Origin of the sequence: Virgibacillus siamensis (assembly GCF_900162695.1) — a bacterium.
GTDB lineage: Bacteria > Bacillota > Bacilli > Bacillales > Amphibacillaceae > Lentibacillus > Lentibacillus siamensis_A.
In genome coordinates, this window is sequence record NZ_FUIH01000007.1 from 2,478,235 (window position 1) to 2,493,407 (window position 15,173).

At 39.7% G+C, this 15,173-nt stretch carries 9 protein-coding genes; 1 reads left to right on the forward strand and 8 read right to left on the reverse strand.

Annotated features, from left to right (window positions below; genetic code table 11):
- Positions 1-18: 18 nt before the first annotated feature.
- The 4 genes from nikB to B1K71_RS15955 all read right to left on the reverse strand — a co-directional run bounded on the left by nikB (position 19) and on the right by B1K71_RS15955 (position 7,716).
- Positions 19-939, reverse strand: a complete 921-nt coding sequence (gene nikB, locus B1K71_RS15940; RefSeq protein ID WP_077330317.1) for a nickel ABC transporter permease — start codon at positions 937-939, stop codon at positions 19-21.
- A gap of 56 nt (positions 940-995) precedes the next feature.
- Positions 996-2,588 (reverse strand): glutathione ABC transporter substrate-binding protein, encoded by a 1,593-nt coding sequence (locus tag B1K71_RS15945; protein ID WP_077328773.1) that lies wholly within the window; start codon positions 2,586-2,588, stop codon positions 996-998.
- Between the two features lie 484 nt (positions 2,589-3,072).
- Positions 3,073-5,145 (reverse strand): sigma-54 interaction domain-containing protein, encoded by a 2,073-nt coding sequence (locus tag B1K71_RS15950; protein WP_077328775.1) that lies wholly within the window; start codon positions 5,143-5,145, stop codon positions 3,073-3,075.
- Between the two features lie 135 nt (positions 5,146-5,280).
- Complete coding sequence (locus tag B1K71_RS15955) at positions 5,281-7,716, reverse strand: M14 family zinc carboxypeptidase (protein ID WP_077328777.1); 2,436 nt, start codon at positions 7,714-7,716, stop codon at positions 5,281-5,283.
- Positions 7,717-8,262: 546 nt separating this feature from the next.
- Here B1K71_RS15955 and B1K71_RS15960 point away from each other — a divergent pair.
- On the forward strand, positions 8,263-9,369 hold the full coding sequence (locus B1K71_RS15960) for a DUF1646 family protein (protein ID WP_077328779.1): 1,107 nt from the start codon (positions 8,263-8,265) through the stop codon (positions 9,367-9,369).
- Between the two features lie 120 nt (positions 9,370-9,489).
- Here B1K71_RS15960 and pdxA read toward each other — a convergent pair whose 3' ends face one another.
- The 4 genes from pdxA to B1K71_RS15980 all read right to left on the reverse strand — a co-directional run bounded on the left by pdxA (position 9,490) and on the right by B1K71_RS15980 (position 14,751).
- The gene (pdxA, locus tag B1K71_RS15965; RefSeq protein WP_077328781.1) at positions 9,490-10,485 is read right to left on the reverse strand and encodes a 4-hydroxythreonine-4-phosphate dehydrogenase PdxA; all 996 of its coding nucleotides are present in this window, start codon (positions 10,483-10,485) and stop codon (positions 9,490-9,492) included.
- Positions 10,478-11,776 carry a four-carbon acid sugar kinase family protein gene (locus B1K71_RS15970; protein ID WP_077328783.1) on the reverse strand — a complete coding sequence of 433 codons (1,299 nt, stop codon included), beginning with the start codon at positions 11,774-11,776 and terminating at the stop codon, positions 10,478-10,480. The genes pdxA and B1K71_RS15970 overlap by 8 nt, the downstream gene beginning before the upstream one ends.
- A 45-nt stretch (positions 11,777-11,821) precedes the next feature.
- Positions 11,822-12,805, reverse strand: coding sequence for a 2-keto-3-deoxygluconate permease (locus B1K71_RS15975; protein ID WP_077328785.1), 984 nt, complete (start codon positions 12,803-12,805; stop codon positions 11,822-11,824).
- Positions 12,806-13,005: 200 nt separating this feature from the next.
- Entirely contained in the window at positions 13,006-14,751 is a 1,746-nt protein-coding gene (locus B1K71_RS15980) for a PrpR N-terminal domain-containing protein (RefSeq protein ID WP_175631935.1), read from the reverse strand.
- Between the last annotated feature and the right edge of the window lie 422 nt (positions 14,752-15,173).

A 15,173-nucleotide genomic window follows, 5' to 3' on the forward strand; every position in this document is an offset into this window, starting at 1 on the left:
TGATGACTCACCCTCCTTTTAATCAAGCTTAATTCTTGGGTTGAGGACGCCATATAACAGATCGACAACCAAATTTATTAACATAAACTCTAATGCAAATAATAAAAGTTCAGCCTGTATCACCGGATAATCCCTAAAGGAAATGGAATCGATAAGTAAACTTCCCAGTCCCGGCCAGCTAAACACTACTTCAACAACGATGGAACCGCCTAATAAAAATCCAAATTGAAGACCACTCATCGTAACGATTGGAATCATCGCATTTCTTAGGGCGTGCCCCCATACAACTTTGTTTTCGGACAACCCCTTTGCACGGCCTGTTCTGACAAAGTCATCTTTCAATGTGTCCATTAAGGAAGAACGCGTGAAACGGGCAATAACAGCTGCCACTGTAGTCCCCAATGTAAGGGAAGGTAATATGTAACTTAACCAGGAATCATTACCACCTACCGGAAACCATCCCAATTTCACTGCGAACAATTGAATAAGGAGCAGCCCAAGCCAAAACGAGGGCATGGATATTCCTGATACAGCCCCGAACATTCCTGAAAGATCCTGCCACTTATTACGGTTTTTCGCAGAGACAACACCAATTAATAATCCGATAACCAACGACCATGCCATACTCCAAATAGTTAACCAAAAGGTGGGCATAAACCTGGATGTTATTACTTCGAAAACAGGTATTCCTGTTTTCAGGGAAGTACCAAAATCCCCTTGAAATAAACCTTTCATATAGGAAAAATATTGTTTCCACAATGGTTCATTCAGACCAAGCTCTTCAGCCACCGATTGGACTTCTTGAAATGTAGCCTGTTTACCAGCTACAAGCCGGGCAGGATTTCCTGGTATTAAATGTACAAATAGGAAAACAAGAATAGAAATAACAAGAAGAATCGGAATAAGCTCAATGATTCTTTTGGAAATATAACGCAGTATCAAGTTTCTCCCCTCCCTGTTAAGGAACTGGGGGCTGTATCACCGCCCCCAGCTATTTATTTTACAATTTTCGCATCATGTGTACTTAACGATCCATCAGGCAGCAGATGCACACCTTCCAAATAGTTTTTCTTACCGCTGATCGTATAGTCGATTGTCAGGAATGCCCATGGCGCGTCGTTCCATATTAACTTTTGAATATCTTCATAGATCTTCTCTCTTTCATCCGGATTCGCCGTAAGAAGAGCATCGTTAATCAATTTCGTAACCTTGTCATTTGAATAATAAGCTGTATTATATGATTTTGGCGGGAATGCCGCTTTTCCGCCCAGCAGAGGACGAATCCCCCAATCCGCATCACCGGTAGAAGGAGACCAACCGCCATAATACATTTCAAGTTCGGTTTCCTTTGGCTTTGTGGACCAGATTTTTTCAGACATTGTCCCGGTTTCCATAGGAACAATTTCAACTTTAACGCCTATTTTTGCTAACTGTTGTTGAATAAATTGCATTCCTTTCATGGATGTGGAATTGTTACCGCCCCATAAAGTAGTCTTAAATCCATTTGGATACCCGGCTTCTTTTAATAACTGCTTGGCCTTTTCCGGATTATACGCATATACTTTTTGCTGCGAATAAAATGATGTTTTAGGTGCAATTACCGAATCCAGCGGTTTTCCGAAACCTCTTTTAACTACTTTGATGAAAGCTTCTTTATCAATACCATAATTTATTGCTTTCCGAACCTTTACATTGTTAAATGGTTCCTTCATGTTGTTCATAGCCATATATCGTACAACGATAGAAGGTTCGGCTTTTACCTCAATCCCATTCTTACCATCAATTTCCTTCGCTTGTTCTGGCGGAACAGGGAAAATAAAGTCTGCTTCACCCGTTTTAAGCTTTGCCACCCTGGATCCATTTTCAGGAGTTGGTTCAAAGGTGATTTGATCAACCTTTGGATAACCATCCTGCCAATATTGATCATACTTAACAACTGTTAAATGATCTCCCGGTACCCATTCTTTAAATTTAAACGGACCCGTACCTACCGGATTCCTGGCCACTTTATCCCCATACTTTTTAAGTGCTTTCGGGCTGATCATTCTGCCCGCTGGATGGGCTAAATTATTAATGAAAGCCCCAAAAGGTTTTTTAAGTTTTATTTTTACGGTATGCTCATCAACAGTCTTTGTCGTTTCTACCATGGCAAATAAACTATGGCGTTTTAAATTATTATCCGGATTGGCTAAACGATCAATATTAACCTTTACTGCCTTAGCGTTAAATGGCGCACCGTCATGAAATGTAATTCCCTTTTTCAATTGGAAAGTGTACACTAAACCATCATCACTGACTTTATAATCCTTTGCTAATACAGGAACAACCTCCATCCCTTTACTGAATCCAAACAACCCCTGAAACATCGTCCGTTGCACCGAACCTGACAATGTGTCATTGGTATCATGCGGATCCATACTAATAAGGTTCGCATCAACAGCAATGGTCAAATCATTTCCTTCTTTTTTAACAGTCCCTTGAGTTGCATCTTGCCCCTTTGATTCAGAACTGTTAGAACAACCGCTGAACAGCAGAACCAACATAACGAGCACGGCTGCAAATGCTAAAACTCCCTTTCGGCTAAACATCAAATTCCTCCCTTTGAATATAGTTGGATAATTCCGATCTTGCTTTTCATTTGCAAATTCCATGCCAAGTTATGAAAGCTCCCAATTCCGCTATTATTCAATAAATTACAATGATACGCAGCTTTATTTGGTTGGCCATTTCTGAATCTATACACCAAATTGGGTAACCAAAAAATAAGGCTGGGACAATATCAAAAATGTGTAATTCAAAAGACATGCAATTAGCTATTTAGCGGAGGAAATATGCGCAGACTCCTGCGGGAGAAGAGGCCTAGGTGAGACTCCGAAGTGCGCAAGCACGAGGAGACTCAGCAGCCGCCCGCGGTAAAGAAGACACTGCGAAACGATAGTTGAGCAGATGTCGCACTTATGCTCGAAAGTGAAAGCGGAGTATATTTCCGGAGCGGTTTTACGCTCCATTTTCTAATTAGTGGTCGGGATTTTCCTTTGGATAAAACACTTTTATCCCGGCCTCTAATTCTCACTATTTGTTACGCACATATTCTAATAAACCGCGGCCCATATTGGTAATCTCACTTCCTTTGCGGCCGCGGGATACATAAATCAAACCTTCCTTACGCATCAACTCCTGTCTGTATCTTATTTGCTGTTCAGACAGGTTAAATCCGTTTTCTTTAAGAAAAACCAACAGTTGATGTCTTCCTGAAGACGATACTGTTTTTCTTGAGAGAAACGTTAGCATTGCGATTATTTCATCTATAAATCCCCGTTCATGAAAAGAATCTAACAACTTATTATAATCCCGGTCTTTTTGTTCCTCTATGTTCAGAAAGCGGGAATTCGCGAAAAATGGCAATTGCTCCCGATAAACGGTTTCATCACAAATATGAGCAAGATATTCTATTGTGTTTTGCAATTCCCTTATATTCCCTGGCCAATGGTAATGCTTTAGCGCCTCTTGAGCATTCTGAGAAAAAGTAAACGGCTTTCGCCGCAGTTTCTTTGAGAACCTTTCAATAAAAATGTCGCTTAACCATTCTATGTCACATAACCTTTCCCTTAGCGGGGGAAGGCGAATTGGCAAAACGTTTAAGCGATAAAACAAGTCTTCACGGAAATCACCAGTCTCTATTAATGTATCCAAATCTTTGTTAGTTGCAGCTATAACTCTTAGATCAAGTGAAATCATCTGCTCACCCCCAACCCGCAGAATTTGTCTTTCCTGGAGGACACGCAGCAACCTGTTTTGTATTGTTGGGGAGGCATCTCCAATTTCGTCCAAGAAGATCGTTCCTTTATGTGCCTGCTCAAACAACCCACTGCGGCCATCCTTTTTTGCACCGGTAAATGAGCCGCCTTCATAACCAAACAATTCACTTTCAAGCAGGCTCTCAGATAATGAAGCAAAATTCACCCCGACAAAAGGGCAATACGATCTAAGAGATGCATTATGAATAGCCTGCGCTAAAATCTCCTTCCCTGTTCCCGTTTCTCCCAGGATCAATATGGTCGAATCGCTATTCGCAAGTTTTTTTGCTATTTTAATAGATTCCAGAATGGTTTGGTTCTTCGACACCATATCCCGGAATGTATACTGGGCTACATGGTTTTTACCCTTTATTTTATTCCGGTAATTGTATTCAATCTGCCGTATTTCATTTGTCCTTCGAAACATAAGCAACGTCCCAAACATTTCATTATCCACATAGATATTTTTTTTGCGCAGGTAATAGGCAATTCCGTTTATATCTTTAAAGGTATCCTCATTATCCTCTATTGATTGAATGCCTTGTATAAAGGTGGAAGGTATTACGGCTTGCACTTTTTTCCCTATCATATCCCGCCCTTGTCGATTCAGAAGATGCATCGCTTTTTGATTTATCATATTAATAATCCCGTCATTTGAATAAAGAAGGATTGCATCGTCGATATTATTTACAATCTGCTCCAAACTGTTTCGCAGCGACTTGGCGGTGAAAATCTCCTGGCTAAGTTCCTCCGTCAAATGAATTAGAGATTGAATATAACGGGCGGACAACCGATTTAATTCAAATTCTGAAATATTAAAGTGGTTAAAGATCTCAATAATTGTTGAAATGTCTACGAACCTGGATCCAATATCGATCACTTCCTCTACCGAAGAAGGAACGAGATGTGCATCTCCGGGCGTAATCGCAATTTTAATGGACTGGTCTAATTTCGCTCCAGGATAATAGGAATGGAAATTTAAATCGAGACCCGTTTCTTTTACAACTGAAATCGTTTCTTCTGCCGCTTCCTGCATGTCACTAACCAGAAGAACCCTTGCTCCTTTAGGGATTTCCAACATCCTCCTGATTTTCGCGAAGTTAATCATTCGCTTGGCTATAATGTATGAAGTATCTTCCGGAAAATAAGGTTTAACCAATTGCAATAAAATTTTACTGGAAAGAAGAACAAGTGAATCCTTCTTTATAGTTGAGTGGAACAGCTCATCCACAGTACGTGCCTGAATATCAAAGTAATCATTTAACTTGATTTCATGCAGTTGCTCAACAATCGTTTTTAATGTGTGCTTTTGATTTGTAACGACTATAATGGAACCGTAAGTATTCATGGAACTCCTCCAACCTTTGTAAAATAATCTGTAACAAGAAAAGTATCCCGTACCACCTGTTGGGTGATACGGGATTTTGTATACGCATTATCCAATTTTTTGAGGGGATAAGTCTTCCAAACAAACCCATTCCTCTTACTTCGCTGCCTGACTCATTTGCTTAACTTGTAGAACATACTCCGTGAAACCTTTCATAGCCTCTTTCTTATTCACATCAACTGTCTCTCCATAAATAGCATTCGAAAACAGCCTGTACAAATGATCCGGATAATTTCGGAATCCGGCACGAAGTCCCATCAACAGAACGTTCTTTCCATCTTCCCTTACAATGACAGGTTTTCCCTGAGCCTGTTCATGGTCTTTCCAGAAGCCGGCCTTGAAAAAGTCTTCCTCCGAAAACGAAGCCACTACTGTCTCGTCATCAATACCCGTATACCAGACAGGATTATAGACAAAGCCTGTGCCATTTTCTTCATAACCAGCTGTCAGCAGACTGTCTTCCTCGTACGCTACACGGACAATCGCATTGCTGTAGCCGCTATCCGATCCGTGAATATCAAGATCTGTTAATCCCAACTCTTTGGCGACTGCAGAGGCCCCTTTGCCCACTGCAATAAACTTTCCGCCGTCTGTTACGAATTGGTTTATCGTTTGTTTAAAACTGTCATAATCTCCCTTACTTCTCAGCCAGAAGGGTAACCGGTCTGACCCGCTGTATACGAGCACATCAACATCGGATAGCCCCTTTTTCGCCACTGCTTCAGGTTTCATTTTTTTCACATCAAAACCCAGCCGCTCCAGCGCAAGTTTTGTTCCGCCTTTCTCCAATACAGCAACATTCAAATCACCTAATGACATGACCTTCTCAGGCATTTCACCGGTTTTCACGTGCAAACCCGACTTCTTAACTGCTTGCCGTAAAACACTTCCTTTTTGACTTTCCACAAAGAAATTTCCTTCATCGCCCCTGTAAACCGCTATATCCTTTTTCAGCAATTCATTCACAAGCGCAATTGCCTGAACGGAACTATTTGGAATGATGTAAGGTCCCTTTCCTGACAACTCTCCCTGATGAGAAATATAGTTCACATTTCTGGTATTACGAATATCCTCATCCACTCCGATTGCTTCAAATCCCCATAAGTCCGGCAGGCCTGACACCGCGATATCGTACATCGATTCGGTAATGTCGCTTACATCTTCCCCTTTCCAAAGCATCATGTTCGCCATACCCGCTTTCGCCTGATTCATATCAACTACAAATGTTCCAGCATCATATTCCTCTCCATTAATGGTGAAATCTTTTTTCGCACGTTCGACTTCCACACCATTTTTCAACAGGTGCTTCACCGCTTTTATCGTGACGGTTGGATCAGTCCCATTGACCGGCAGCAGATAAGATTTCGGATACAAGTCCTCATCGTCACCGGGATGTATTCCATTTACGCCACGCTTGAAAATTTCAATCTGGTCATGCAGCATGCCAGTTTTATTTTCTGCTGCAAACTTTAGCGCACCCATCACTGCATTGACATGCCACGTCACGCCATCCTCCCTGTTGTCCGGGGCTTCGAGCGTATAGCTGTACGTTCCGTGATACATGTTATATTGTGTTGTGAAAATCGGCGGATACCCGTCCCAGCCGGATTCCATATCACGATAAGGAATCGTAACGGAATCCAGGTTTTGATAGTACGCTGTGTCATAGTCTTCGGAATTGGAAACCACTTCATTCTCCATCGCCCGGGCATGATCCATTGCCCATTTGATAAATAAATCAAATTCATAATTTGGGTTATATGGATGTGTCGTCGGTTCTATTAAATTGACATAACCATGGAGATCCAAAAAGACGGTCGGATTCCATTCCGTCATTAAATTTACCAATGCCTTCGTTTCCGGTTGTGTCTGTACAAGAAAATCCCTGTTCAGGTCTATTCCGTTGCTGTTGTATCTGGTTCCATTAATTCTGCCATCCGGATTCATCACAACATTAAAAACCAATATCGTATTGCTCAAAATATTTTTTGTTTCCGCATCATTCGCATATGCGAAATGCTCCACCAATCGCAACACAGCGTCCGTCCCAACGTACTCATCACCATGAATGGAACCGTTTACGAGAACAGGCACTTTAAAATCCGGATGTTTCTCAATCCATTTCTGTGCCTTAACAGGATTTTCAATCATTTTCTTCTTAATCATATTCCAGTTGCCATACTTGCCATTTCCCAAACTCGGTTCGGCAATTGTCACAGAGTATAGTTTATGCCCTCCCGCTGATTCACCAATCACTTCTACCGATACACGATTGCTGTTCTTTTCAATCTCATCCAAGATCCCGGGAATTTCGCTGTAAGGTGTATAGTCATAATCATAGTTGTTGAATAACCGGGGATTCGAACGAAGCAGCTGGCGAAATTTGTTAAACGGAACCCGGTCATAGTTCTGGGTGGTAGACGAAAGCGTTTCTCGTTTGGCAAAAACCTGATTTTCCATAGTAGTGGGGATTAAAAAAACAATAAAAGCAATAAGCAGAAAAAGCACACCAGCACGAAATACAGTACGCATCAAGATCTCCTCCTATAATAGTTTTATATATTAACAAGGGAAAACCCCTTGGGATGATCTTGCTTCTCTTTACTACCAGTGACTTATTTGCTGGACTTTTCTGTTCTTGTAACGGGTGCTCTTGTTGAGATGAATCTTAAAACGTTGGACTTGAAAGTGATTGAAAAACGGGGAAAACAGAATTTGTCGATGATGGATTTCTCCTGCTTGCAATTATCTGTTTTCATCTCGCAAATAAAACGTATATCGACATGATTCCTGTTTAAACGATGTACGGTCATTATAGGCACGTCATTAACAGATATCAATGGGAATTGCAGAACTTTCCAAATTTGATTAAAAAGGTACGCAGATATAGTCCCAGATCTATTAAAACTTGTTGTAGAACTTGGGGAATTTGTCTTAAAACCAGGAAAAACAAAGGTTACAAAATCCCATCATCCAAAAAAACTATGATATAATTATTTTTCGACTTTTAAGTAATTAACGTCAGAAATTAACCTTAATTATCTAAAGAGTCAGTTAATACATACAAGGGGATACACTATGATAACTGGATTAATGATAATATTGTTGCTTGTACTATTTTTACCTTTCACAAAAGTGGTTGAAAAGAATCTGGAAGTGTTTTTATTTATTATGGGTATTGCATCTGTACTGGTCAGTCAGGTGTTAGATTGGGAACTTACAAAAGAGGCGCTCGTACATCCGATTAATATTACGTTGGCTGTACTAATTGCGGGGCTGCTATTCCGCTGGTTCCAGGGGCCGATTGAAAAAGGAATTTTAGGGATAAGTAAGGCTATGCCATACCGTTTGTTTATTGCACTTTTTGTAATCATTCTGGGGCTTCTATCCAGTGTGATTACGGCAATTATCGCAGCAATCATTCTTGTTTCGGTAATCAGTGTGCTGCCTATTGACCGCAAATCAGAAATTCGTTTAGTTGTTTTGGCTTGTTTTGCGATAGGATTGGGTGCTGCACTTACTCCAATTGGCGAGCCGCTTTCGACAATTGTTGTAAGTAAACTGGACGAAAACTTCTTTTATTTACTTAAACTTGTTGGCAGATCTGTAATACCGGCAGTAATTATTTTTGGAATCCTTGCTGCATTCTTTGTTAAATCAAGAGAAGAATCAGAAGCAATTATGGCCGGCGGTGAGATGGCAGCGGGAAAAGAAATAGGTTCGAATAAGGCTGCCAACAGTGATGGGGAAGCAAAAACCATTGCGAAAACAGAATCAGAGCCACAGGTTGAGTCGTATGCGGAAATTATTTTTCGCAGTTTCAAAATATACTTATTTGTTGTGGCATTGACATTTCTCGGTGCAGGATTTGAGCCATTTATCGAAAAATATTTGCTCGGTCTCAGTCCGTTAGTGTTATATTGGATCAATATGATTTCAGCCGTACTGGACAATGCAACGCTTGCTGCCGCAGAAGTTAGTCCTGCAATGGATTCACAGACTATCAAGGCAATCCTGATGGGGTTAATGATCAGTGGTGGCATGCTAATTCCGGGAAATATACCGAATATCATTGCCGCTGGTAAACTCAAAATCACCAGTCTGGAGTATGCCAAATTCGCCTTCCCAATTGGCTTAATTGCTATGACAGGATATTTTGTCGTTGTTCTAGTGACAAATTTGTAGAAAGTAATTGAAATTATAATAGCAAACCGTTCTTTTGATGGTCATCTGCTAAATACAAATATAGTATGACAAGAAAGCCAGCCTGATCGGCTGGCTTTTGTCTAAAGTTTTAGGCAAGAACTACTTCTTCGGTGCTAGTTCAATTGCTTGTCTTAGTGCTTCTAACATGCTTCTTTCGTCAGCTTTGCCAGTACCTGCAATGTCAAATGCTGTTCCGTGATCTACGCTTGTTCGTATAATTGGAAGGCCAACCGTTATATTGACGCCGGCCTCGAGTCCCAAAACTTTTATTGGCCCATGTCCTTGATCGTGGTACATAGCCACTACAATATCAAAATCTCCACGTTGTGCTCGAAAAAATAATGTGTCGGCCGGAAGTGGTCCTACAACATTAACACCTTCTTCAACTGCGCGCCTAATAGCTGGGATGATTTTTTCTTCTTCTTCTCCGTAACCAAATAAGCCATTTTCTCCAGCATGTGGATTAATTCCGCATACACCTATTTTCGGCTTATAAACACCCGAGTTACTAAGTGTTTCATGTGCTAAATGAATTACTTTATAAACTCGTTCCGGATTAATCATATTTATGGCATCGATTAATCCCACATGAGTTGTAACATGAATCACCTTTAATTTAGGAGAAGAAAGCATCATAGAAAAATCTTTGGTATCTGTTAACTCAGCCAAAATTTCTGTATGTCCAGGATATACATGACCGCCTTTATGCAATGCTTCTTTATTTAAAGGGGCAGTACAAATTGCCTCAATACGATTATCATTAGCAAGTTCAATAGCGGTCTTTAAATATTCATATGCAGCATGCCCTGCTTCAGGAGATACATACCCAAACGGTAAATCTTCGGAAAGTAAGTTCAAGTCATAACAAGCTATTTCACCATATTCTGTTGTGAAATCAGAATCAGGGCCAATTTCCTTAACTTTTAAATCAATTCCCAAAACTTCGGCAGCACGCTTTAACATTTTTGCATCGCCAATTACAATCGGATGGGACTGTTCATATAGATACTTATTTTGTAAACTTTTCACAATGATCTCTGGACCTACTCCTGATGCATCTCCCATTGTAATACCCACGATCGGTTTTTTATTCATTTTCAAGAACTCCCTTCAATTCCCGCATGGCACGATAAATCGAACTTTCATCTCCAAACGCTCCTGCTTTTGTTACAACTGCATAATTCACATCCGTACCTATTAGCGTACCTAATGGAATCCCCGCTTCAACTTGTTTAATTAAATGGAACCCAATTCCGCCTAAATGGTGGGAAACATCTTTTGCCGTATCCCCACCTGTCAGTACCAAACCAGTCAAATCTTTATTTTTTTCGGCTATCGTTGCCACGATTTCACCAATAGAGCCAGAAATTCGCTCCCCTATTTGATAACCTGTTAAATTCAAATCTTTCCCGGCTTCCATAACGCTTTTCCTAACTTCTGGATTGGAGGGAACATATAAAATAATATCATTCCCATTTTGTAATCCCTCAAGCATTCGCGCAATAATATCTCGCCTATGTGTTTCCCAATCATTTACGAATATTTGCAAAGGATCCAGTTCAACGGCTGTTACATCGGGTTGTCTAATTGCATAACTTACCTGATTCTGGGTTACCTGTGACAAACTTCCACAAACTGTCATAACACGATTGGATATTGGAAAGGAACGTTTATCTATCTTTTGACTGATTCCCAGAACATATGGAAGCACTTCTGCCAAACCGGCAGATCCAGCCCAAATAATCCGCTCAGAGGCAGTAACCATTTTTTGTACTGCCTGTTGTAAATCTCTCTGACTTTCCGCATCACAAACAATATAGTTTATCTTATTTCTTTTAAATTCATTTATAGTTTCCCGAAAACTCTCTTCATCTTCAATATCCGCCTTTTTCAACAAGCCGACCGGTTGCCCGATTTCTTGTTCTAATAACTTGGGAATGGATGATTCCATAACAGGGTGCTTCGGATCTTTTGATATTTCCGTCTCTGCTATTTTTACTCCATTAACATAATGTATACCGTCTTTTGTAGTTCGGCCAAGCTGTGGAAAAGCCGGAGCTATAAAAACAAACTCCGGGGTAAATACATTATATAGAGCTTTCAATTCAATACCGATATGCCCGCGTAAAGTTGAATCCATTTTTTTATATATAGATTGATAGCCTGATTGTTTTAGAAAACTACCGGCCTTCGTGGTCAAGGAGACCGCTTCTTCTCCAGAAAGCGCACGTGAATTTGTATCAATTACTAAACCACTATCAAGGTTATCCTGGTTCCTTGGAATATCGAAAAGAACGGAAGTATTAATCCCCTTTTCAATAAGCTGAACACCACTATCATTTGCTCCAGTCAAATCATCGGCAATAATTCCTATAAGTTTTTTCATATTGATTCCTCATTTGTTAATAGATTTAAACTTAATGAACAAAGGTTACTCCATAATATAGTCATCCGGTACTGTTAAACCTTTTTTCTCAAGACGTTTCACAAGAAATCCTATATATATCGGAAGTAAAACTGCTGTTGTAACAGTAGATGCGGCAACTTGCACTGTAGCCAGATCGACATGTGATGCAAAGCTGGCACTGGCAGCTGCAATCGCAGCAGGTGTTGCTACTGCGTTACCTGCCGTTGAACCTTCAGACGCTCCAGCAATCGGATTCCATTTAAATGCTTTAAATATAAAATAACCCGCTGTACCAGTCAGGAATACTGTTGCCAAGCCAAGGATTACACCCGATAATCCACCTTCAATAATTGCGCCAAAATCAATCCCCATACCTAATGCGAAGGCAAAGAACGGAATTAACATTGCACTTCCTTTATCAAAGAACTCTCTCATTTCTTCATCTAAATTACCTAACACCATTCCAACTATAATTGGTAATAAAACTGCTATAAATGATACAAATGAAAAGAATCCGTTAACAAATCCCATAGCACCGAATATAGACAACGCTACCATCGTAAAGAAAGGGCCATCATTCAATGCAAGCAAGGAATATGCTGCACGATCCGTTTTGTCTCCATACTGACCAACGAGTGCCACATACAATCCACCATTACTATTGGTCATAGCGGCAATAATTGCAATAGGCGCTAAACCTAGCCAAAGCCCATTATCTCCAGCAAACATGTATGCTATTAAACCGACAGCTGCACCTACGAGCCACTTCGTTGTTAACAATGTTGCACCTTTACCAAGGCTTACACCGACATTTTTTAAATTAATTTGTGCTCCTGTACATAATAGAAATAGTGCGATAAGTGTGCTTGCCCCATCAACGAACAATGCCTGCGTGAAGTTACCTATTCTTAGTAAATCGGGTGCAAAAGTGTTTAGTATTGCAGCAAGCAACAATGGAACAACCATCATACCACCAGGAACTTTTTCAATTGACGCTTTAATTCTCATGTATATCCCCCTCGTATTTTATATCGTTCAATATTTAAACACACTTTAAAATTTTAAAGCGGTTTCATATATTATGTTAAAATATATTGATATAAAATGCAACACTTATTGTTTAATTTGGATTTATTTATACAAAAATCATTTTATAGTTGCATTTTTAAACAAAAAAAGAATCCCTAACCAGGATTCCCATGTCACATTTACTCTTTCAATTTTCGCCATAATGTAGATCGATTGATATCCAGTCGCTTAGCTGCATTAGATTGATTATTACCTTCCTCGTGCAATACCTGTTTAATTATCTTTTGTTCTATTTCTTTTAAAGTCCCATCTAGTGGCAAACGTTTATCGTCAATATCGGACATTTGCTCATATTTATCAAGAAGTTCTTTCACATGGGAAAGTTCAATGTAATTCAACGGGTTCATAATACTTAGTTCCCTAATCACATTTCTCAATTGGGAAAGGTTACCCGGCCATTCAAATTGCTTCAAATATTCCACGGCATCCTGCTTCATTCCAACAGTTTCATTACCATCTTCTTCATGAAACTGTGCCAAAAAATAATCAACAAAATCTCTGATATCTTCCTTCCTCTTCCGTAATGGAGGAAGGTGTAAAACGTATTTCGATATTTCGTTATAAAGATCCTTATTAAAAGAACGTTCATAAACAAGTTTTTCAAGCGATGCTTCAGCTAGTACAATAACTTTCACAGTATTCGGTAGATTATGCAGCAAACTGTAAAGGTTTTTTTGTATTTCATGCGGAACAGATTCAATATCTTTTATCAAAACCGTACCGAATTTAATAGTGGAAATTTTGGATTGCACCTCTTGTTTAAAAGGCTCTTCTGTTAAATAACCTCCCTCTATGACAATAATAGGGGAATCCTGTCCAAAACGTTTAAAATGCATTGCCTTTGCAACGCTATATTTCCCTATCCCGGATTCCCCTATAATACATACGGCACCATCTGAATTAGCATACTGTTGAATATTTTCCCTTAAGCTTTGAGACTGGTCACTTTCCCCTATAATAGGAATGTATACTGAATCTCCAATAATCCGAACTGCCTTGGTCTCTGTTTTTTCGAATGAGCTGTGAATGTTTATTCCTATAATGGCTTCTGACTTATTTACTAAAAAAGCTTGGATCTCGTAAATGCAATTTTCGCCTTCTATTTCCGCCCACTGGGTTGCTTCGTTTGCCAGAACCTGTTTCATAATGTTGTAAATGGTACCCGACGTTAAAATTTCATTGCTCCCTTTATATTGTCCAAATAATAAATTCTTCTCCATTATTTCACCATCACTGCGAAGTAAAACAGTCGGGAATGGCATCAAATTAAACGTCTCTTGAAAATAATAAAATTGATTATTTACGCGTCGGAAGAAATAATATACTCTTTTGCCTTCTTCCAGAGCAGCCGAGATTGCTTCTTTTCCTGAAGTGATTAACACACCACGCAACCCTACCTGTTCAGCAACCTGGACAGTGATTACGTCCCCAATTACTACAGTGTATCCCTGTTGTTTTAGCTTCTCCAAGTGTCCCCTCACTTCATTCCTTGATTGGATTGTAATCATCTTCACATCAAATTCCAATATACTGCAGATTGTAGCTGCGCCTTGAGAAATATTCGCATAACCAACTAATGCTACCCCAACCTTAATTCCACGAATAAGGGTGAATACGCGTAACATATCATATCCCGTTATTTCGATATACACAACCGGAATCGATACCACATCTTGAATCATCGAAGCGGTACCTCCACGACTGACAATTAAATCATACCCTTGCTTTTCCGCCAATTTTGCAACCCTAACCCCTTCTTCCAGATTGGCTACGGTTACATCCAATTCAATCTCATCAGGTACCTTCATCTTTTTAGCCGTCTCTGCCAATCCTTGATAAGGTGCAATCAATAGTGTTTTTATCATTCCTATTCCCTCACTTGTTGCATATTTCAACATATTCATTATCACATATAGAAAGGAGCGTGTCATGTATTAGGGAGACGAAGGTATAAATATAATGTTTCCACTTTTCAATTGATAACCTATTATTTTCTCCTTTTTCCAAGAATGTTTTTTACGCCAACGCATTAAAATTTAATTCAACCCCACCCAATCCAAAAATTACTATGATTAATTATTCGCAATCTTACTTCTTTTACGTTTTTTACAACCGCCTGCATGTACTGTTATGTTGGTGTATCAGCCCGGTTTCCACCCCCTTCCCGCTTTCTGTCTTCACTTGATTGTATCCGGGTTGAATGATAGCCTATATAACCGTGTCTGTTCGTGATTTATTTGTTTTTGCTTTTGTACCTTTCAAATGAACGGAGCAGGATTACACTAAA